The following is an 18,731-nucleotide window of genomic DNA, read 5'->3' on the forward strand; positions in this document are numbered from 1 at the left end:
TCCGCTCCACCGGTACGGCAAGAGGGGCCCCGCGGTCGCGAGGCCCCTCCGGTGTGTCCTACGGCTACTCGGCCTTGATGGCCGCCAGCATGTTCATCCGGGCCGCGCGGCGGGCCGGCCACAGGGCGGCCAGGATGCCGACCGTGCCCGCCAGCAGCAGGAAGACCGCCATCCGGCCCCAGGGCAGGACCAGTTCGTACGTCGGCATCTTCGTGCCCAGCAGCTCACCGGCCGCCCAGCCGAAGAACACGCCCAGTCCGATGCCCAGGACACCGCCGAACAGGGAGATCACCAGGGACTCCAGGCGGACCATCCGCTTGATCGCCCGGCGGTCCAGGCCGATCGCGCGGAGCATGCCGATCTCCTGCGCACGCTCGAAGACGGACATCGCCAGCGTGTTGATGACGCCGAGCACGGCGACGATCACCGCCATGCCGAGCAGGCCGTAGACCATGTTCAGCATCAGGGTGAACATCTGCGCGATCTCGTGGGAGATGTCCTGCTTGTCCTGGACCTTGATCGCCGGGTTGGAGCCGAGGGCCTGCTCCAGCGTGTCCTTGGCGGTGCCGGACGCGCCGTCCGCGGTCTTGACCATGACCTGCATGTCGGCCGGGTCGCTCAGGTGCGGGGTGAGGACCTTGTCGTCGAGGATGACGCCGTTGAGCATGTCGTTGCCCTCGTACACGCCCGCGACCGTCAGCCGCTCGGCCCTGCCGTCCTCGAAGTGCGCGGTGAACCGCGAACCGGCCTTCCAGCCGTGGTCCTTGGCCCGGTCCTCGTCCACGACGACCCGCGAGCCGCCCACCGAGAAGGAGCCGTCGGTCACCTTCAGGTCCGTCAGTTCGCCGATCACCGCGCCGTTGACGCCGGTCAGGAACTCCGTGTCGCCGTCGATGCGGGACTCGCCGTTGCGCAGCGGGCTGCTGGCGGTGACACCGTCGGCGGCGGCGAGCTTCTTCGCGACGTCGGGGGAGAGCGGGCCGCGGTTGGCCATCGAGACGACGTAGTCGGCGCGGATCGCCGAGCTGGCCATCTTGTCGATCGAGGTCTGCAGGCTGCCCGCCATCACCGTCATGCCGGTGATCAGGGTCAGGCCGATCATCAGCGCGGAGGCGGTGGCCGCCGTACGGCGCGGGTTGCGCACCGAGTTCTGCCGGGCCAGCTTGCCCGACACCCCGAAGGCGCGCAGCACCGGCGCGGCGGCGGCGATCAGCGGGCGGGACAGCAGCGGGGTCAGCACGAACACGCCGATGATGAGCAGGACCGCGCCGATGCCCATCGCACCCTGGCCCGAGTCGGCGTTCATCCTGGTACCGGCGAGGACCGCCGCGACGCCTGCCGCCGCGAACAGCGAGCCCAGCGTGTTGCGCAGCACCAGCGACTTGGTGGTCGCCTTGGCGTGCACGCTGCTCATCGCCGCCACCGGCGGGATCTTCGCGGCCCGGCGGCCCGGCAGCCACGCGGCCAGCATGGTGATGAGGACGCCGACCGCCAGGGCGGTCGCCACCGTGCCGGGGCTGATCACCAGCGGTCCGTCGGGCAGGCTCGCGCCGAAGGAGTCCAGCAGGGAGCGCAGGCCCGCGCCGATGCCGATACCGGCGGCCAGACCGGTCACACCGGCGACCGTACCGACCACGAACGCCTCGATGAGCACCGAGCGCGTGACCTGCCGGCGGGAGGCGCCGACCGCCCGCAGCAGGGCCAGTTCCCGGGTGCGCTGGGCGACCAGCATGGTGAAGGTGTTGGCGATGATGAAGGTGCCGACGAACAGGGCGATGCCGGCGAAGACCAGCAGGGCCTGCTTCAGACCGCTCATCGACGAGGAGATCATCCGCGCCTGGTCGTCGGCGAGCTGCCGGCCCGTGGTGGTCTCCACGAGCTTCGCGGGCAGGGCCTTGTCCAGTGCGGCCTTGAGCGCCGTCTGACCGGTGCCGGCCGCGGCCCGCACGTCGATCTCGTCGTACGTGCCCTTCTTGCCGAACAGGGCCTGGGCGGTGGGCGTGTCGAACAGGGCGAGACTGCCGCCCGCGGCGACATTGCCGTCGTCCGTGGTGAAGATGCCGCTGACGGTCGGGGTGAGGACCGGGCCGTCGACGGAGAGGCGCACGGTGTCGCCGACCTGGTAGCCGGCGCGCTTCGCGGTCTCGGAGTCGATCAGCACCTCGCCCTTGCCGTGCGGGGCGTGACCGTCGACCAGCGGGTAACGGGGGTCATTGGTGCCCCAGTAGTTGCCGCCGGCGGACTGCCAGTCGCCGCCGACGAGCTTGCCGTCCTTGTCGGCGACGGCGGTGAAGCCGGTGACGACACCCGTGGCGGAGGCGGCACCGGGGACCTTGGCGGCCTTGTCCAGCAGGGCCCGGGTCAGCTCGGGGGTCTTGCCGACCTTGTCTCCCTTGGAGTCCTGGTACTCGGGCCGAACGGCGACGTCGACCTGTTCGAAGCCCTTGGCGGAACTCTTCTGGTAGGCGTCGGAGATGGTGTTGGTGAAGACCAGCGTCCCGCAGACGAAGGCCACGCCGAGCATGACGGCGAGCACGGTCATCAGGAGCCGGGCCTTGTGCGCGAGGACGTTGCGCAGGGCGGTGCGGAACATCAGCTGGTACGGCCCTTCGCGTCGAACTGCTTCATCAGGTCGAGCACGGAGTCGGCGGTGGGACCGTGCATCTCGTCGACGACCCGGCCGTCCGCGAGGAAGATCACGCGGTCCGCGTACGCGGCGGCCACCGGGTCGTGGGTCACCATGACCACCGTCTGGCCCAGCTCACGCACGGAGTTGCGCAGGAAGCCGAGCACCTCGGCGCCGGACCGCGAGTCCAGGTTTCCGGTGGGCTCGTCACCGAAGATGATGTCGGGCTTGGAGGCGAGGGCCCGGGCGACGGCCACGCGCTGCTGCTGCCCGCCGGAGAGCTGGGAGGGCCGGTGGCTGAGCCGCCCCGACAGCCCCACCATCTGGATGACCTGATCCAGCCACGCCTTGTCCGCCTTGCGGCCGGCGATGTCCATCGGGAGGGTGATGTTCTCCAGCGCGGTCAGCGTCGGCAGCAGGTTGAACGCCTGGAAGATGAAGCCGATCTTGTCCCGGCGCAACTTGGTGAGCTGCTTGTCCTTCAGCTTGCCCAGCTCGGTGTCGCCGATGCGCGCCGACCCGGAGGAGAAGGTGTCCAGACCGGCCACGCAGTGCATCAGCGTGGACTTGCCGGAGCCGGACGGACCCATGATCGCGGTGAACTCGGCCTGCCGGAAGCCGACGGAGACCCGGTCCAGGGCGACCACCCGGGTCTCACCCTGCCCGTAGATCTTCGACAGCTCCGTGGCGCGTGCGGCCACGGCGGTGGTCCGGTCGGCGGTGGGTGTGGTGGTCACGGGACGGTGCTCCTGTCGGGACGACGTGTGTTCCTGGGGACCGTTCCATCGTCACGGCACGGGACGCGCGTGTAGTCAGTCGCTGTTCTGGTTCCGGGGGGCGACTCGGGTCGGACGGGAGGCCGCCGTGTCATACCTGGGGAGGACGGCCGACCCTGAGGGACGGCGCCCCGGACGCCCGGCGACATGTCAAGAACCGGTGGACCGCCTTTGTTCTGGCGGTGAAATTCCGTCATTTCGCGTACGCGCGTACACCTGTCCCGTCAGGCTGTTGGCAAGTGCGGATGGCGTGTTCCGTGGGCTGATGCACCCTCAGACGTCAATAAAATAAGACAACATCGGTCCACCCGTCCGCTGTTCGGGGGTTGGGTCCCGATAGGCTCGGAACCTCGTTGCGGAGCCCATGGCCTGCCCGGATGGTGGAATGCAGACACGGCGAGCTTAAACCTCGCTGCCCCTTCGCGGGCGTGCCGGTTCAAGTCCGGCTCCGGGCACTTTCCGCCTCCCGAACCCCTTTGTGACTCCGGCGCGACCGTTGACGGCGGTGCCTGTGTGGCCGGACACTCGCGCTCGCCTCTGAGTGAAGAAACTTTCACCACACGAACAGCCTGCCGGTGATCGCTCCGTGGTTCTCCTACGACATGACGACGCTGCTGCACCGCGCCCCGGACGCCACCGCCCGCCTCCAGCTGGGCCGCCCGGAGCGGATCGCGTCCTCTCGCGCGGCCGAGACCGGTCCGGCCGAGGCGTACACAGGGTTTCCGCTCGGTTAGCCGTCCGTCCGTGGCCGGGAATCCGACACACGCGTAGCGTGTTGCGCAGTGTGGCAGGGGAAAGATCCTCCTCAAGTATCATGGTCGGTCCTTTGCCAATCCATTACCCTTGAGCCCAAGGCTGCACTCAGCAGTCATGGAGGAGTGAAATGAGGAGCAGTAACCCGGTCTTCTCGCGACGGGGGTTCAGCCGCGACAACGGCTATGCCGGCTTCAACACCGCACCGCAGGCCGGGTACGCCCAGGGCAACCCCTACGCGCAGAACCCGTACGCGCAGGCGGACCTCCAGCAGGGTGCCCCGCCGCAGGCCCCGGCCACCACCGACCGGATGACCATGGACGACGTCGTCGTCCGCTCGGCCATCACGCTCGGCACGGTCGCCGTCGGCGCCGTCCTCGCCTGGGCGCTGCTGCCGGTCTCCACCACCAGCTACGGCCTGGCCGTGGGCTCCGCGCTGATCGCGTTCGTCCTGGCGATGGTCCAGAGCTTCAAGCGCAGCCCGTCGCCCGCGCTGATCCTGGGGTACGCCGCCTTCGAGGGCGTCTTCCTCGGCGTCCTCAGCGAGATGTTCAACAGCCGGTGGAGCGGCGCGCCGTTCCAGGCGGTGCTCGGCACCATGGCGGTCTCGGGCGCGACCCTGCTGGTCTACAAGGCCGGCTGGATCCGCGTCACCGCCCGCTACGCCCGCATCGGCATGGCCATCGCGATGGCCTTCCTGGTGGTCACGGCGGTCAACCTGCTGCTGGTCGTCTTCGGCGTCGCCCCCGACGGCGGACTGCGCAGCTTCGGCCCGCTCGGCGCGATCGTCGGCATCATCGCGATCCTGCTCGGCGCGTTCTTCCTGACCCTCGACTTCAAGCAGATCGAGGACGGCATCGCCTACGGCGCCCCGCGCAACGAGTCCTGGCTCGCCGCGTTCGGTCTCACCATGACCCTGGTGTGGATCTACGTGGAGATGCTGCGGCTGGTGGCGATCTTCAGTAGCAGCGACTAGCACCTGCGCCGGTCGTACGCCGGGCCCCGGGCAACCCGCCCGGGGCCCTTCGGCGTTCAGAGCAGCTTGCGCGCCGCCCTCCTCAGGTCGTACTCGTGTACGAGCGCCTTGGCGTGGCCGTACGCCAGGTCGTACTCGTGCCGGAGCCAGCTGACCTTCTCCTCGAAGCGGAAGAGCGCGGGGCCTTCTTCGACGGTGCGCAGCCAGTCGGAGACTTCACGACCGGTGCAGTGCGGGATGCGGGCGAGCAGATTGCGGTGGGTCTCCTCGGAGAAGACGTGGGACATCGGCGCCTCCGAACACAAAGGGGATGTAAGCCGGTCCTTCACGTCACCGTGCCTGAGCGTTCGCGTATTGGCAACAGTGCGGCGCGTTACGCTCGGTGGGTGGTTGATACGACGCCCTTGACCCAAGCAGTGGATCACTTCGCCGACCGGTTGCGGGCGGCACCGCAGAGCCGGCTGCAACGCTGCGCCGCGGCCGAGGCATTGGCCGCGGCGCGGGAGCTGTCCCGGCGCGCCCAGTCGCTGGATGAGCCCGGCACCGAGCCCCGGGAGATGCCGGACGCGGGGATGTTCGCCGTGGCGGATCAGATCCTCGTGGCCGCGCACGACCTGGCTGTGGCGGTGCGGAGTGACGATCAGGTCGCCGATGCCGTGCGGTTCGTGGAGGAGGCGCGGCAGCGGGCGGGGGTCTGAGAACCGTCAGAGGGACGCGATGACCCTGTCGGCCAGGATGTAGACCATGTCCTCGCCGCACGCGAACGTCAGCGTGTACGCGCCGGAGATGCCCGAGCCGCCCAGGAGGTAGGGGGACTGCCCCGACTCCACCGCCGCGGCCAGGCGCTCCGCCGTCTCGCGGTGGCCGGGGGTCATGCACAGGGTGGTGCCGTCGGCGAAGACGTAGACGTCGAGCGTGCCCAGCGGGCCGGGGCGGACGTCGCAGAGCTCGACGTGCTCGGCGGCCAGCTGTTCCAGGGTGGTCACCGTGCGCTCGTGGTCGTTCACGGCAGGCGACTGCACCGGCACGAAGTCCGGGTGCGAGGGGTGCCGGCGGCGGGCCGCGGCCAGCTCCGGGGACTCCCCGGCGAACTCGTCGACGTCCGCGGCCGGCTCGGACACCGGTTCCAGGCCCGCGAAGTCCGCCTGCCGCGGCAGGAACAGATCGGCCTCGGGCAGGCCGAACAGCGACGGCGTGTCGGAGGCGTCACGGGCCTCCTGCGCCGCCCAGAAGGCGCGCGCCTCGGCCAGCTCGCGCTCCCGCTCCTCGGCGAGCGCCTCGGCCACGGCCGCGCGTATCTCGCCGGCGTCGGCCGCGGCCCGCGCGTGCGGCAGCAGGGCGTGCACGCCCGCCGTCCGGTCCTCATCCAGCTGCCGCTGCAACTCGGTGAGCTGGCGGCGCAGCTTGAGGACGGTACGCAGGACGGCGACGCCCACGGCGCCGGTGGCTGCCGTGGTGAGCAGCAGGGCGATCGGCATGGCGCTCACTGACATACTCCCGGTTTCACAGTCGTCCCCCGACTTCCTACATCAGCTTGAAGGGCGGACTAACCAACTGTCAGTGCGTAACGTCACGAAACGGACGGAACTTTGGGTTCGTGGTTTCGTTGTGCGCTGTGCTGATCCACCCTGACCTGCATCGATGTGCCCGCCGGGCGAGATAGGTCACATCCTGGGGGAGATTGGATCACGGAAAGGCCCAAAACCTTGGTGTTTCCTAGGTTCTGGGCCCTTCCGTGACGTAAGGTGCGTGGTTCGCTACGGACGGTGCGTCAGCTGAGGCGCTCGATGACCATCGCCATGCCCTGGCCGCCGCCCACGCACATCGTCTCCAGGCCGAACTGCTTGTCGTGCCACTGCAGCGAGTTGATGAGCGTGCCGGTGATCCGGGCGCCCGTCATGCCGAAGGGGTGGCCGACAGCGATGGCGCCGCCGTTGACGTTCAGCTTGTCGATGTCGATGCCGAGGTCCCGGTAGGAGGGGATCACCTGGGCGGCGAACGCCTCGTTGATCTCGACCAGGTCGATGTCGTCGATGGTGAGACCGGCGCGCCGGAGGGCCTGCTTGCTGGCCTCCACCGGGCCGAGGCCCATGATCTCGGGGGACAGGCCGGAGACGCCGGTGGACACGATCCGGGCGAGCGGGGTCAGGCCCAGCTCGCGGGCCTTGGTGTCGGACATGATGACGAGCGCGGCGGCGCCGTCGTTGAGCGGGCAGCAGTTGCCGGCGGTGACCAGGCCGTCCGGGCGGAAGACCGGCTTCAGCCCGGCCACGCCCTCCAGGGTGACACCCGCGCGGGGGCCGTCGTCCTGGCTGACCACCGTGCCGTCGGGGAGGGTCACCGGGGTGATCTCGCGCTCCCAGAAGCCGTTCTTGATGGCCTGCTCGGCGAGGTTCTGGGAGCGGACACCGAACTCGTCCATGTCCTGGCGGGTGACGCCCTTGAGGCGGGCCAGGTTCTCCGCGGTCTGGCCCATCGCGATGTACGGGTCGGGCAGCAGGCCGTCCTCGCGCGGGTCGTGCCAGGTGGAGCCCTCGGACGCGGCGGTGGCGGCGGTCCGGGCCTGCGCCTCGGCGAAGAGCGGGTTGGCGGTGTCCGGCAGACCGTCGGAGCTGCCCTTGGCGAAACGGGAGACCGTCTCGACGCCGGCCGAGATGAAGACGTCGCCCTCGCCCGCCTTGATGGCGTGCAGCGCCATGCGCGAGGTCTGCAGGGAGGAGGAGCAGTAGCGGGTGATCGTGCAGCCGGGCAGGTGGTCCATGCCCATCTGTACCGCGACGATCCGGCCGAGGTTGTGACCCTGCTCGCCGCCGGGGAGGCCGCAGCCGAGCATCAGGTCGTCGATGTCCCGCGGGTCCAGCTCGGGGACCTTGGCGAGCGCCGCCTGGATGATCGTGGCGGTCAGGTCGTCGGGGCGCAGGTCCTTCAAGGAGCCCTTGTTCGCGCGGCCGATGGGGGAGCGGGCGGTCGAGACGATGACGGCTTCAGGCATCACGGCTCCAGTGACAGAAGTGGGCAGGGCCGTTTGGGAAGTTACCCGGCCGTACCGGAGAGGTCATCGGTGTCGCGGTGTGACACTGGCCGCAATTTACTAAGCGCTTGCTTTTTCGCTGGCTCGTCCGGCCGACCCGGCCGGTGGACCGGCGGCGAAGGCCGGTCCACCGACGGGGGCGCCGGTCACACCGACCGGGTCGCAGGTCCACCGACGGGGTCGCAGGTCCGCCGACGGGGTCGCCGGTCACTCCGACGGGGTCCCGGGCGTACCGACGGGATCGCCGGTCATACCGACGGGGTCGCCGGCTCGGCCTCCGGCACCCGGCGGCGCCGCCGGCGCTTGAGCAGCGCCCACGGCCCTCGCGGCCCCGTCGGCATCGCCGCCGTGACCTCCGTGCCCGCCTCCGAGGCCGCCTCGGCTGCGGCCCGGGCGACCGGCAGGAAGCCCTCGCGACGCGACACGTCCGGCCGCTCGTCCTCCGCCGGCCACAGGCCCAGTGCCGCGCACACCGTGGGGAGCACGGCCATCGCCGCCGTCGCGTAACCCTCGGCCGAGGGGTGGTAGTTGTCCGGCCCGAACAGCTCACGCGGGTTCGCCTCGAACTCGGGGCCGAGCAGGTCGCCCAGCGACACCGTGCGCCCGCCCTGCTCCACCGCCCCGATCGTCTGGGCCGCCGCCAGCTGCCGGGACGCCCGCCGGGCCAGCCAGCGCAGCGGCTGCTGCACCGGTTCGATGGTGCCGAGGTCGGGACAGGTGCCGACCACCACCTCGGCGCCGGCCGTGCGCAGCCGTCGTACCGCCGCCGACAGGTGCCGTACCGAGCGGGTCGGCGGCATCCGGTGCGTGACGTCGTTCGCGCCGACCATGATCACGCAGATGTCGGGGACCTGGAAGGCGCCGGACAGCACCAGCGCCACCTGACGGTCCAGGTCGTCGGACCGGGCGCCGGGCAGCGCCACGTTCCGCAGTTCCACCGGGCGCTCCGCCACCGCCGCGAGACCGGAGGCCAGCAGCGCCCCCGGCGTCTGGCCCGCCCGGTGCACGCCCTGCCCCGCCGCGGTGGAGTCGCCGAGCATGGTCAGGCGGAGGGGAGGTTCACCGGGGATGTCGTACGCGTGCCCGTACACCCCGTCCGCCACCGGCACCCGGCCGCTGCTGCCGTTGCCCACATGGCGCCGTGCCAGCCGTAGCTCCGCCAGCACCAGCCCGACGGTCGCCGCGCCGACCAGCCCGACCCCGCCACCGCCGTACGCCGCTCCGGCCGCGATGCGCCGGGCCACCCTCGCCCTCGACATGCTCGTCATGCGTCGCCGCCACCTCCTCGTAGCCGTATCCACTCCTTGCCCCGTACAGGCCGTGCGTCAATCTCAACGCGGAGTGAACGACCAATCTCGCCACACAGCTGGCCTTAGGCTGGCGACACCACTACGAACACATCTTTTTGCAGCGACCGGAGACAACGGTGCGATTCCACGACTCGATGATCAGCCTCGTCGGCAACACCCCGCTGGTGCGGCTCAACAACGTGACCAAGGGCATCCAGGCGACCGTCCTGGCCAAGGTGGAGTACTTCAACCCCGGCGGCTCCGTGAAGGACCGCATCGCCTTGCGCATGATCGAGGCCGCCGAACAGAGCGGGGAGCTGAAGCCGGGCGGCACGATCGTCGAGCCGACCAGTGGCAACACGGGGGTGGGTCTTGCCATCGTGGCCCAGCAGAAGGGCTACAAGTGCATCTTCGTGTGCCCCGACAAGGTGAGCACCGACAAGATCAACGTGCTGCGCGCGTACGGCGCCGAGGTCGTCGTGTGCCCGACCGCCGTCGACCCCGAGCACCCGGACTCGTACTACAACGTCTCCGACCGGCTCGTCCGCGAGACCCCCGGTGCGTGGAAGCCCGACCAGTACTCCAACCCCAACAACCCGCTCTCGCACTATCACTCGACCGGCCCCGAGCTGTGGGAGCAGACCGAGGGGAAGATCACCCACTTCGTGGCGGGCGTCGGCACCGGCGGCACCATCTCCGGCACCGGCAACTACCTGAAGGAGGCCAGCCAGGGGAAGGTCAAGGTCATCGGCGCCGACCCCGAGGGCTCGGTGTACTCCGGCGGTTCCGGGCGGCCGTACCTGATCGAGGGCGTCGGTGAGGACTTCTGGCCGACCGCCTACGACCGCACCGTCGCGGACGAGATCGTCGCCGTCTCCGACAAGGACGCCTTCCAGATGACCCGCCGGCTGGCCAAGGAGGAGGGCCTGCTGGTGGGCGGCTCCTGCGGCATGGCCGTCGTGGCCGCGCTGGAGGTGGCCGAGCGGCTCGGTCCGGACGACGTCGTGGTGGTGCTCCTGCCGGACAGCGGGCGCGGCTACCTGTCGAAGATCTTCAACGACGAGTGGATGGCCGACTACGGCTTCCTGGAGGACGAGGGCCCCAGCGCCCGCGTCGGCGACGTCCTGAACGACAAGGCGGCCGGCGCCATCCCGTCCCTGGTGCACATGCACCCGGAGGAGACCGTCGGCCAGGCCATCGAGGTGCTGCGCGAGTACGGCGTCTCGCAGATGCCGGTCGTCAAGCCGGGCGCCGGTCACCCGGACGTGATGGCCGCCGAGGTCGTCGGCTCCGTGGTGGAACGGGAACTGCTCGACGCCCTGTTCAGCAAGCGGGCCTCGCTGGAGGACCCGCTGGAGAAGCACATGTGCGCCCCGCTGCCCCAGGTCGGCTCCGGCGAGCCGGTCGGCGACCTGATGCAGGTGCTGGGCTCGGCGGACGCGGCGATCGTCCTGGTCGAGGGCAAGCCGACCGGCGTGGTCAGCCGGCAGGACCTGCTGGCGTTCCTCGCCAAGGGCGGCAACAAGTAGCGAACGCCGGATGAAGGGCCCAGGGTCCCGCCGGACTCGCGGTCACCTGGGCCATCGAGCCGTCCCGGAAGTGGTACGAGCGTGTCATGTGCGCGCAGCACCCGCTTAACACGGGTCCGGCACAGTGGTGGGTGTCGGCAGGGCGCGGGGCACCTCCCAGGCGTCAAGCACTGGGGGAGAGGCTCCCCGCCCGGGCCGGCGCCGAACGGCGCCAAGGACCTCCGGAGCGGCTCCCGGACCTCCATGGACGCCACGGACGCGCAAGCCCGGCCCTGACCCGGCACGCGTCCCTCGCGGGGACCGCCGTCGTCCCGCCCCCCGGCAACGGGGGTGCGGCGGTCCCCGCGCAATTCCTCTCCGGGCCCGGCCGGCCCCGGCACGTCAACCGCCGCCGGGCCGTGGTGCTGCCGGACCGGCGGGCGGAAGTGACGGGCGGCCGGCCCGCTCAGTCGTCCCCGCCGGACCGGTCCCGGCCGCGGCCCGCGAAGAGTTCCGGGTTCAGGCGTACGGCCTGTACCGCGTTGACCCCGACGATGCCGATCCAGGTGACCACCATCCCGGACAACCCGGCGAGGGCGCCGGCGATCGCGGACAGCGGGATCGCCAGGACCAGCGTGATCAGGGCGAAGCCGTAGCGCTCGCCCCAGGAGTCGGCCGGTTTCGGCCGCCGGGTCTCGCGGGCCGTGGCCATCTGCCGCTCGGCCAGCTGCCGTCGCACCCGGCGGTCCACCGCGTCGTCGATCCGCTGCTCGACCTTCTCCAGGAACGAGTCGACCAGGGCGGAGTCGTAGTCGTCGCCCAGCTCCCTGCGGGCCCCTACGGTCGCGTCCAGGTCCTTGCGGAGCCAGGGGTCCGTCCTGAGGCCGGCGTCGTCCCGGGGATCGAGTGTGTCCATGCCGGTCAGCCTAGAGAGCGGTCGGCTCCGCCGCAGTGGGGTCAGCCCCCCTTTCCGGTGCCGGGAAAACCACCGTCCGCCGGCGCGCGACCAGCCAGTACAGCAGCGCGGGCACGGCCAGGCCGACGATCCAGGAGATGTCCGCGCCGCCGAGCGGATCCACCAGCGGGCCGGTGTAGAAGCTGGTGGCGAGGAACGGCAGCTGAGCGAGGAGTCCGGCCGCGTACACGGCGAGGGCGTCCCAGCGCCAGGCGCCGTAGCGGCCGCCGGGATCGGTGAGGGCCGGGAGGTCGTACCGCTCCTTGGCGATCAGGTAGTAGTCGACCAGGTTGATCGCCGACCAGGGCGTGAAGAACGTCAGCAGGAACAGCAGGAAGTCCTTGAACGAGGACAGGAAGCTGTCCTTGCCCAGCAGCGCCACCGCGGTGCCGGCCACCATGATCAGCGCGATGTACGCGGCCCGGCCCGCCCGGGACAGCCGCCGCTGCCCGCGGAAGCCGCTCACGCTCGTCACCATCGACATGAAACCGCCGTAGGTGTTGAGGACGTTGACGGTGAGCTTGCCGAGCGCGATGACGAAGTAGAAGAAGGACGCGACCAGGCCCGTGCCGCCGAGGGCGACGACATAGCCGACCTGGCTGTCCAGGAACTTCTCGCCGGCCGTGGCCGCGACCAGCACCCCGAAGGTCATGGACCACTGGCTGCCGAGCGCCGAGCCGGACAGGGTCCACCAGAAGGTGGCCTTCGTGGACGTCGTACGCGGCAGGTAGCGGGAGTAGTCCGCCACGTACGGGCCGAACGCCAGCTGCCAGGACGCCGACAGGGACATCGCCAGCAGGAACATCGGCAGCGAGAAGTGCGCGTCGTGCAGCAGCGCGGAGGTGTCCGCGCGGTCCAGGAGGCGTACGGCGAGATAGCCGAAGGCGAGCGCGCAGACGGCGCTCGCGACGCGGCCGAGGGCGTGGATGACCCGGTATCCGACGGTCGCCGTGACCGCCGTGACGGCGGCGAAGACGACGATGCCGGTCGTGTCGTCGGTGTGGGTCAGCTCGCCCACCGCCTGCCCGGCGAGCACGCTGCCCGACGCGAAGAAGCCGATGTACATCACGACCACCAGCAGCAGCGGTACGACCGCCCCGCGCACCCCGAACTGGGCCCGTGACTGGATCATCTGCGGCAGGCCGAGGCGCGGGCCCTGGGCGGAGTGCAGGGCCATCACCGCGCCGCCGAGCAGGTTGCCGAGCAGCAGGCCGGTGACCGACCAGACCACGTCACCGCCGAAGACGACCGCCAGGGCGCCCGTGACGACGGCCGTGATCTGGAGATTGGCCCCGAGCCACAGCGTGAACTGGCTGAAGGCCGTGCCGTGCCGTTCCTCGTCCGGGACGACGTCGATGGAGCGCAGTTCCACAAACTGTGCCATGCGTTCTCCCCACACTGGGCTGTATAACGGTATGCAGCGACACACTTTCTGAATAGACGGTCTGTGTCTGTCAATGCCTCGGCGCTGTACTCTCCCGAGGCGGCAAGGAGATCTGGAGGGGGAGTACGGCATGAGCGCGACCGACAGTCCGGCGAACCGGTTGCAGGCGCTGTTCGAGGGTCACCGGCTCACGCCGACCCAGCGCCGCATCGCGCACAGCATGGTGCGCCGGGCCGCCGACGTGCCCTTCCTGTCCAGCGTGGAGCTGGCCGAACTGGCCGGGGTCAGCCAGCCGTCGGTGACCCGCTTCGCGGTCGCCCTCGGCTTCGACGGCTATCCCGCCCTGCGCAAGCACCTGCGCGAGGTCGTCCCGGCCGAACCGGCCACCGAGGCCGGCGCCTACAACGAGTACCAGCAGGCCGTCGAGGCCGAGATCGAGAACCTCAAGCACCTGGCCGAGCTGCTCGCGGACCCGCGCCCGGTGCAGAAGGCCGGCCGGGTCCTCGCCGCCTCCCGCCCGCTGCCGGTGCTCGGGCTGCGTGCCGCCGCCTCCCAGGCGTACGGCTTCGCCTACTTCGCCGCCAAGGTCCACCCGGACGTCCGGCTGCTGAACGAGGGCGGCACGATGATCCACGACCGTATCGACGCCGCGGTCCGCGCCGGCGCCACCGCCCTGCTGTGCTTCGCGCTGCCCCGGCACCCGCGCGAGGTCGTGGACAGCCTCGCCTATGCCAAGGACGCGGGCCTGACCGTGGTCACGGTCGCCGACTCGGCGTTCGCGCCGGTCGCCAAGTACTCCGACCTGCTGCTGCCCGCCGCCGTCGGGACCGGGCTCGCCTTCGACACCGCGTGCGCGCCGATGCTGCTCGGCCGGGTCCTGCTGGAGGCGCTCTGCGACGACCTGCCGGACGCCCAGGCCCGCCTGGAGGAGTTCGACGCACGGGCGGCGGCCCGCGGGCTGTTCGTCGAATGACCGCGGGGCCCCGCCGCTCTCAGATTCGTCTCACGTTCTGCCGTTAGCGTCCCCGCGAGACATGTGCGCTGTGGAGACACGTGACACGGGAGGCTGACGTGGCGCGCGGAGGACAGGGGCTGGCCCGGGTGGCCGTCGTCGTGCGGGCGGGTGCCGCGCCGCTGTGGTGGCTCGGGGTGGCCGCCGCGGGGATCGGTGTCGTACCGGAGGGACTGACCGGGCGCCGGATCGGCGTGCTGGCCGGGGCGGCGCTGTTCCTGGTCGGCGCGGCCGGTGTGGCATCGGCCCGCCGGGGCCGGTACGCCGCCCTCGCCCGCGGGGCGGCCCGCGCGGGCAAGTACGACGTGCTTCAGGACCGGGCGGTGACCGTGCGCGTCTGGCGCCGGGGGCACCGCTGGTGGCTGCTGCTGGGCTGGGCGCTCGCCTTCGGCTCCGCCTTCGTGGTGCCCGCGGCCGGCGGCATGCTGCTGGCCGGGCTCGGCACCGGGCTGCGGCTGAAGGCCGCCTGGCTCGGGCGGCTGGAGCGGGCCGGGCAGACACTGCTGTGGGTGCGCGTCGACTGGCTCGACCGGCGTGGCGGGCACCCGGCCGGCAAGGCCGTCAAGGGCCTGCGGGGTACGGGCATCGCGGCCGGCGACGCGGCCCCGGGCGGGGCCCGCCGCCGTACCGCGGCACTCGTCTGAGCTGCCGTCAGACCTCCAGGTCCTCCTCGATCCGCTTCAACTGGTGCCGGGCCATCGCCAGGTTGGCCCGGCTCGCGTCAAGCACCAGGTAGAGGAACAGGCCGTTGCCGCCGCGGCTGCTGAGCAGGCGGATCAGGTGGTACTGGTCCGACAGGGTGATCAGTATGTCCTCGATGCCGCCCTTGAGGCCCAGCATCTCCATGGTGCGCATCTTGGCGCGGATGACGTCCGTGTTGCCGGCGGCGGCCACGTTCAGGTCGAAGGTCTTGGTGCCGCCCATCGTGCCCAGCGCCATCCCGCTGGTGTAGTCGACGAGCGCGACGCCGGTGGCGCCCTCGATCGAGGTGAGGGCTTCCTTCAGTGCGGTTTCGGTGTTGGCCATGGTGGTCCTCTCAGCTGTCGGTCGCGGTGCGTGTTTCGGCGGCCGTGGTGCGTGGCGCGCGTGCGGTACGGGTTCGTGCGGGCGGGATCCGGGCGGTCGTGGGTACGGCGCGGGCGGCGGCCTCGGCGGCGTCCAGCAGCTCCCCGACCCGGGCGCCGGCCCGGCGGCCCTCCAGGTGCAGCCGGCCGACGTTGACCCGGTCCTGGGCGAGCAGCGTCAGGACGGCGGTGCGGCCGGCCGCGTAGGTGGCGATGTAGCCGCGCTCGCCGCGCACCAGCAGCTCCCGGAAGCCGCCGTTACCGGTGGCGTCGGTGACCCGTACGGCGACACCGAGCGCGGCGGCGGTCAGCGCGGCCAGGCCCTCCGGGTCGACGCCGGGGGTGTCGTGGGCGACGACGAGGCCGTCGACGCCGGCCGCGAGGGCGCCGGTGAGCTGCGGTACCCGGGTGCGCAGCCGGCGCAGCTCGTCCAGCACGCTGTGCAGGTCCTCTTCGGCCACCATCAGGTGTCTCCTCTCGGCGGGGCGGTGCCGTTCAAAGCGCCTCCAGCGCATCCCTGAGCCTCTTCAGCAGCGCGATGTCGGGGTCGGTGGTGACCGGTTGGGGCGGGAGCGGTGCGAGGGCCGGTGGCGCCGGTGCCGTCGGCGTGAGATGCCCGGCCGCCGTGAGCCGGCGGACGTCGACCAGTGTGTGGAACGCCTGCCGACCCAGGTTCCGGGCGATGTCGGCGGCCGTGCGCAGGCCGTCCACGCGGTCCAGGACGGCCCGCTGCCGGGGCGTGACCGGCGCCGCCGGGGCGTGACCGGCGGCCGGGGCCGCGCGGATCAGCGGGGCGCTGTCGGCGGCCGGGTCGGGCCACATCCGGTGCAGCAGCAGGCGGCGGCGCAGTGTCTCGCGCTCCAGCGCGACGACCGGGACCGAGGGCAGTGGGCCGAGCCGGGGCGCGGGGTCGTAGCGGAAGCGGCCCGGGGTGCTGCTCGGGGCCAGCGCGAAGTACCCGGCGTCGTACAGCGCGTCCAGGTGGCACAGCTCCAGCGCGCCGGTGGGCAGCACCCCGGAGCGCAGCAGGAGTTCGGCCGCGTGCAGGGGGCCCGGGGTCTGTGCCGCGGCCCGCTGCCAGGCGGTGCCCGCGAGGGTGCCGTGGGCCGTGAGGAGCACGTCGAGCCCCGGGGCGTGGGGGCTCTCGGCGTGCACCACCCGGCCCTCGGCGAGGTGCAGGACGCCGTGTTCGCGGACCAGGACGCCGGTGGCCCGCTCCTCGGCCAGCCGGGTCAGCATCGGGGACACGGCGCGCGCGGCCTGCCTGTCCCGCACCGGCAGGGCCGGCGGAGGGGTCCTGACCATGGTCATCCCAGCACCAGCCGGGCGGCCATCTCACCGAGCCGGATCCGGGCGAGCGCGAGGTTGCCCTCCTCGCGGCCGAGCCACAGGTGCAGGAACACGCTGCTGTCGAAGGACGTGTCCACGAAGCGCAGCAGGTGATAGCTGTCGCCGTTGCTGATGATCACGTCCTCGACCGGCGGGGCCTGCGCGCCGTGCGCCGCGAAGGTGCCGTGCTCGGCGGCCATCCGGGCCAGTTCGGCGGCCTCGGCGGCGGTCGTCTCGTGGTCCCCGCCGGGGGCCTCCCCGACCGTGCCGAGGGCCAGTCCGCTCGTCCAGTCCACCAACGCGGCTCCCCTGGCACCAGGCAGCCTCATCGCTTCCAGTAGGCACTCGTCGATTCCGGGCACCGTGGCTCCCCTCCCGCCTGGGACTCCGGCTGAGTGACGTTGACACTACGCAACGTGTACGCGAGAGGTGAGGCCTTTGGCATTTTCCAGTGGAACATGCGTCCGGCGTACTAGTGTTGTTCAACTGACGTGTGTTCCGCGGCCGTTGATCTATTTGTTCGAGGCGTGCCGGGGCGTGTCAACGGCTCCCGGGCGCGCGCAGGGTGGTGAGCGCGGACGCGTGCGCCCCTCCGGACTCCGCCACCACCTCGGCGACGGTCTGCCCCTGCCGTACGGTCGCGAAGGCCATGCCGCCGTCGCCGTCCGGCGCGTAGCCGTGGATCCCGGGCCGGGCCAGGGAGTTGTAGGCGTAGTGGTGGGCGAAACAGTACGCGCCGGTGTCGAGCGCCGCCGCGTAGTCGCCCTGCTCCAGCAGGGGCAGCGCGCGACGCTCGGCGAGCAGGTCGCCGGAGAAGCAGGCCGGCCCGGCGATGTCCTGCTCCACCTCCGGACCCGTCTTCGGGCGCCCCCCGGCGTCGTACGCGGCGATCCTGAGCGGCCACGCGTCCGGCGCGTACACCGTCCGCGTCGCCACCTGCACGCCCGCGTGCGTCACGGCGATGCGCCGCCCGCCCGCGCTCTTGGCGTACTCCACGCGGGCCACCACCGTCCCGTACTTGGCCAGCAGTGACCGCCCGAACTCGGTCACCAGCCCGTACCGCCCGTCGAACAGCCCCGGCACCTGGGCGGCCAGCATCCGCGCGTACTGGGCGTACGACGGTGTCGCCCCCTCCGAGGCGAAGTTCACCGGCAGCCCGCCGCCGATGTCGACCGTGTCGACCTGCCGCCGCCCGGCCGCGGCGTTGATCTCCTCCGCGAGCGCGTACACCTCCGCCACCCCCTCGGCCAGCAGCGACAGCGGGATGCCCTGCGAACCGGTGTGCGCGTGCAGCCGGGTCAGCCACGGCCGCCGCGTGTACGCCCGGACGACCCAGGCGCGCGCTCCCTCGTCCCGCAGCGCCACCCCGAACTTCGAGGTCCGTGTGGCCGTGGAGGTCGCCCCGATGGTGCCTCCGCCGATCTGCGGGTTGACCCGGAGGCCGAGCGGGGACCGGGTCGGCGCGGACCCGACCAGGGCGTCCAGGCGGTCCAGCTCCTGCGGGTTGTCCGCGTTCACGGCGATGCCGAGGGCCAGTGCCTCGCGCAGCTCCGCCGGTGTCTTCGCCGGCGAGTCCAGCACCGTCCGGGCGGGCGGCACCCCGGCGGCCCGGGCCAGCGCCAGCTCGCCGGGGCTCGCCACCTCCGCGCCGATGCCCGCCTCGTGCAGCAGGCGCACCACCGGCACCAGCGGGGTCGCCTTCACCGCGAAGGCGTGCAGCACCGCGGTGCCGGGTGCCGTGACCGCGTCGAAGGCCGCCCGCAGGTCCGCCGCCGCCTCCTGGATGCCGACGACGTCCAGCAGTCCCACCACGGCCGCGTCCGGCCCCAGCAGCCCCTGCTCGACCGCGGCCCGCACCGCCCGGTCCCGGCGGGCCACCCGCTCCCGGGTCCCGCCGTCGACCGTCCGCTCCTGCTCCCGCGTGTCCTCGCGCTCCACGGTTTCCCCGTCCTGTGTCTCGGCCTCGTGCTTCCAGCCAAACACCCGCCACGCGAGGACGCGGCCGCCCCGGCGTATTGACTAGTCCTA

Annotated in this window: 18 protein-coding genes, 1 tRNA gene and 1 pseudogene; 7 read left to right on the plus strand and 13 right to left on the minus strand. The window is 71.7% G+C overall.

The annotated features are described in order from the left end of the window. Positions 1–64: 64 nt before the first annotated feature. Both ACIGYR_RS34225 and ACIGYR_RS34230 read right to left on the minus strand, forming a co-directional pair. Complete coding sequence (locus ACIGYR_RS34225; protein ID WP_399607312.1) at positions 65–2,593, minus strand: ABC transporter permease; 2,529 nt, start codon at positions 2,591–2,593, stop codon at positions 65–67. After that, on the minus strand, positions 2,593–3,363 hold the full coding sequence (locus ACIGYR_RS34230; RefSeq protein ID WP_399607309.1) for an ABC transporter ATP-binding protein: 771 nt from the start codon (positions 3,361–3,363) through the stop codon (positions 2,593–2,595). The genes ACIGYR_RS34225 and ACIGYR_RS34230 overlap by 1 nt, the downstream gene beginning before the upstream one ends. 410 nt (positions 3,364–3,773) lie before the next feature. Here ACIGYR_RS34230 and ACIGYR_RS34235 point away from each other — a divergent pair. The 3 genes and pseudogenes from ACIGYR_RS34235 to ACIGYR_RS34245 all read left to right on the plus strand — a co-directional run bounded on the left by ACIGYR_RS34235 (position 3,774) and on the right by ACIGYR_RS34245 (position 5,131). Next, positions 3,774–3,857 (plus strand) — tRNA-Leu (locus ACIGYR_RS34235). Positions 3,858–3,992: 135 nt separating this feature from the next. Continuing rightward, positions 3,993–4,136 (plus strand): annotated as a pseudogene (locus tag ACIGYR_RS34240) (4-hydroxybenzoate 3-monooxygenase); the annotation flags it as partial. 149 nt (positions 4,137–4,285) lie between these two features. Next, positions 4,286–5,131 carry a Bax inhibitor-1/YccA family protein gene (locus tag ACIGYR_RS34245; RefSeq protein WP_399607306.1) on the plus strand — a complete coding sequence of 282 codons (846 nt, stop codon included), beginning with the start codon at positions 4,286–4,288 and terminating at the stop codon, positions 5,129–5,131. A gap of 56 nt (positions 5,132–5,187) precedes the next feature. On the opposite strand, the gene ACIGYR_RS34250 is transcribed toward ACIGYR_RS34245, so the two are convergent. Continuing rightward, complete coding sequence (locus tag ACIGYR_RS34250) at positions 5,188–5,418, minus strand: DUF4287 domain-containing protein (RefSeq protein ID WP_189814252.1); 231 nt, start codon at positions 5,416–5,418, stop codon at positions 5,188–5,190. Between the two features lie 129 nt (positions 5,419–5,547). Between ACIGYR_RS34250 and ACIGYR_RS34255 the strand changes: the two genes are divergently transcribed. Further along, positions 5,548–5,829 carry a hypothetical protein gene (locus ACIGYR_RS34255; protein ID WP_399607555.1) on the plus strand — a complete coding sequence of 94 codons (282 nt, stop codon included), beginning with the start codon at positions 5,548–5,550 and terminating at the stop codon, positions 5,827–5,829. 6 nt (positions 5,830–5,835) lie between these two features. Here the strand turns inward: ACIGYR_RS34255 and ACIGYR_RS34260 are convergent, their stop codons facing one another. From ACIGYR_RS34260 to ACIGYR_RS34270, 3 genes are all read right to left on the minus strand, one after another. Beyond that, entirely contained in the window at positions 5,836–6,618 is a 783-nt protein-coding gene (locus tag ACIGYR_RS34260; RefSeq protein ID WP_399607304.1) for a hypothetical protein, read from the minus strand. Positions 6,619–6,902: 284 nt separating this feature from the next. Beyond that, the gene (locus ACIGYR_RS34265) at positions 6,903–8,123 is read right to left on the minus strand and encodes an acetyl-CoA C-acetyltransferase (RefSeq protein WP_399607301.1); all 1,221 of its coding nucleotides are present in this window, start codon (positions 8,121–8,123) and stop codon (positions 6,903–6,905) included. A gap of 287 nt (positions 8,124–8,410) precedes the next feature. Beyond that, positions 8,411–9,430, minus strand: a complete 1,020-nt coding sequence (locus ACIGYR_RS34270) for an SGNH/GDSL hydrolase family protein (RefSeq protein WP_391847972.1) — start codon at positions 9,428–9,430, stop codon at positions 8,411–8,413. Between the two features lie 158 nt (positions 9,431–9,588). Here ACIGYR_RS34270 and ACIGYR_RS34275 point away from each other — a divergent pair, with 158 nt between their 5' ends. Continuing rightward, a complete protein-coding gene (locus tag ACIGYR_RS34275; protein WP_391847971.1) occupies positions 9,589–10,980 on the plus strand; it encodes a cystathionine beta-synthase in 1,392 nt (463 codons plus the stop codon). A gap of 445 nt (positions 10,981–11,425) precedes the next feature. On the opposite strand, the gene ACIGYR_RS34280 is transcribed toward ACIGYR_RS34275, so the two are convergent. Then, on the minus strand, positions 11,426–11,875 hold the full coding sequence (locus ACIGYR_RS34280) for a hypothetical protein (RefSeq protein ID WP_391847970.1): 450 nt from the start codon (positions 11,873–11,875) through the stop codon (positions 11,426–11,428). A gap of 10 nt (positions 11,876–11,885) precedes the next feature. Beyond that, a complete protein-coding gene (locus tag ACIGYR_RS34285; RefSeq protein ID WP_399607296.1) occupies positions 11,886–13,298 on the minus strand; it encodes a purine-cytosine permease family protein in 1,413 nt (470 codons plus the stop codon). Between the two features lie 130 nt (positions 13,299–13,428). Between ACIGYR_RS34285 and ACIGYR_RS34290 the strand changes: the two genes are divergently transcribed. Together ACIGYR_RS34290 and ACIGYR_RS34295 are read left to right on the plus strand one after the other, a co-directional pair. Then, positions 13,429–14,271 (plus strand): MurR/RpiR family transcriptional regulator, encoded by an 843-nt coding sequence (locus ACIGYR_RS34290; RefSeq protein ID WP_391847968.1) that lies wholly within the window; start codon positions 13,429–13,431, stop codon positions 14,269–14,271. Positions 14,272–14,369: 98 nt separating this feature from the next. Beyond that, positions 14,370–14,954 carry a hypothetical protein gene (locus ACIGYR_RS34295; RefSeq protein WP_391847967.1) on the plus strand — a complete coding sequence of 195 codons (585 nt, stop codon included), beginning with the start codon at positions 14,370–14,372 and terminating at the stop codon, positions 14,952–14,954. A gap of 7 nt (positions 14,955–14,961) precedes the next feature. Here ACIGYR_RS34295 and ACIGYR_RS34300 read toward each other — a convergent pair whose 3' ends face one another. The 5 genes from ACIGYR_RS34300 to ACIGYR_RS34320 form a co-directional block, all read right to left on the minus strand. After that, positions 14,962–15,336, minus strand: a complete 375-nt coding sequence (locus ACIGYR_RS34300) for a hypothetical protein (RefSeq protein WP_391847966.1) — start codon at positions 15,334–15,336, stop codon at positions 14,962–14,964. Positions 15,337–15,346: 10 nt separating this feature from the next. Next, entirely contained in the window at positions 15,347–15,838 is a 492-nt protein-coding gene (locus tag ACIGYR_RS34305; protein WP_391847965.1) for a roadblock/LC7 domain-containing protein, read from the minus strand. 31 nt (positions 15,839–15,869) lie between these two features. Continuing rightward, positions 15,870–16,685, minus strand: coding sequence for a transcriptional regulator (locus ACIGYR_RS34310; RefSeq protein ID WP_399607291.1), 816 nt, complete (start codon positions 16,683–16,685; stop codon positions 15,870–15,872). Continuing rightward, positions 16,682–17,065 carry a hypothetical protein gene (locus tag ACIGYR_RS34315; RefSeq protein ID WP_391847963.1) on the minus strand — a complete coding sequence of 128 codons (384 nt, stop codon included), beginning with the start codon at positions 17,063–17,065 and terminating at the stop codon, positions 16,682–16,684. The genes ACIGYR_RS34310 and ACIGYR_RS34315 overlap by 4 nt, the downstream gene beginning before the upstream one ends. Positions 17,066–17,243: 178 nt before the next feature. Further along, entirely contained in the window at positions 17,244–18,641 is a 1,398-nt protein-coding gene (locus ACIGYR_RS34320) for a diaminopimelate decarboxylase (RefSeq protein ID WP_399607287.1), read from the minus strand. Positions 18,642–18,731: the final 90 nt, after the last annotated feature.

Source organism: Streptomyces sp. NPDC053076 (assembly GCF_044546845.1).
Lineage (GTDB): Bacteria > Actinomycetota > Actinomycetes > Streptomycetales > Streptomycetaceae > Streptomyces.

What these genes read in the sequence shown, in the direction of transcription:
- ACIGYR_RS34265 (WP_399607301.1), bottom strand. Translation starts at nt 8,123, where the DNA reads ATGCCTGAAGCCGTCATCGTCTCGACCGCCCGCTCCCCCATCGGCCGC.
- ACIGYR_RS34270 (WP_391847972.1), bottom strand. Translation starts at nt 9,430, where the DNA reads ATGACGAGCATGTCGAGGGCGAGGGTGGCCCGGCGCATCGCGGCCGGA.
- ACIGYR_RS34280 (WP_391847970.1), bottom strand. Translation starts at nt 11,875, where the DNA reads ATGGACACACTCGATCCCCGGGACGACGCCGGCCTCAGGACGGACCCC.
- ACIGYR_RS34310 (WP_399607291.1), bottom strand. Translation starts at nt 16,685, where the DNA reads ATGACCATGGTCAGGACCCCTCCGCCGGCCCTGCCGGTGCGGGACAGG.
- ACIGYR_RS34250 (WP_189814252.1), bottom strand. Translation starts at nt 5,418, where the DNA reads ATGTCCCACGTCTTCTCCGAGGAGACCCACCGCAATCTGCTCGCCCGC.
- ACIGYR_RS34300 (WP_391847966.1), bottom strand. Translation starts at nt 15,336, where the DNA reads ATGGCCAACACCGAAACCGCACTGAAGGAAGCCCTCACCTCGATCGAG.
- ACIGYR_RS34305 (WP_391847965.1), bottom strand. Translation starts at nt 15,838, where the DNA reads ATGGTGGCCGAAGAGGACCTGCACAGCGTGCTGGACGAGCTGCGCCGG.
- ACIGYR_RS34245 (WP_399607306.1), top strand. Translation starts at nt 4,286, where the DNA reads ATGAGGAGCAGTAACCCGGTCTTCTCGCGACGGGGGTTCAGCCGCGAC.
- ACIGYR_RS34285 (WP_399607296.1), bottom strand. Translation starts at nt 13,298, where the DNA reads ATGGCACAGTTTGTGGAACTGCGCTCCATCGACGTCGTCCCGGACGAG.
- ACIGYR_RS34290 (WP_391847968.1), top strand. Translation starts at nt 13,429, where the DNA reads ATGAGCGCGACCGACAGTCCGGCGAACCGGTTGCAGGCGCTGTTCGAG.
- ACIGYR_RS34225 (WP_399607312.1), bottom strand. Translation starts at nt 2,593, where the DNA reads ATGTTCCGCACCGCCCTGCGCAACGTCCTCGCGCACAAGGCCCGGCTC.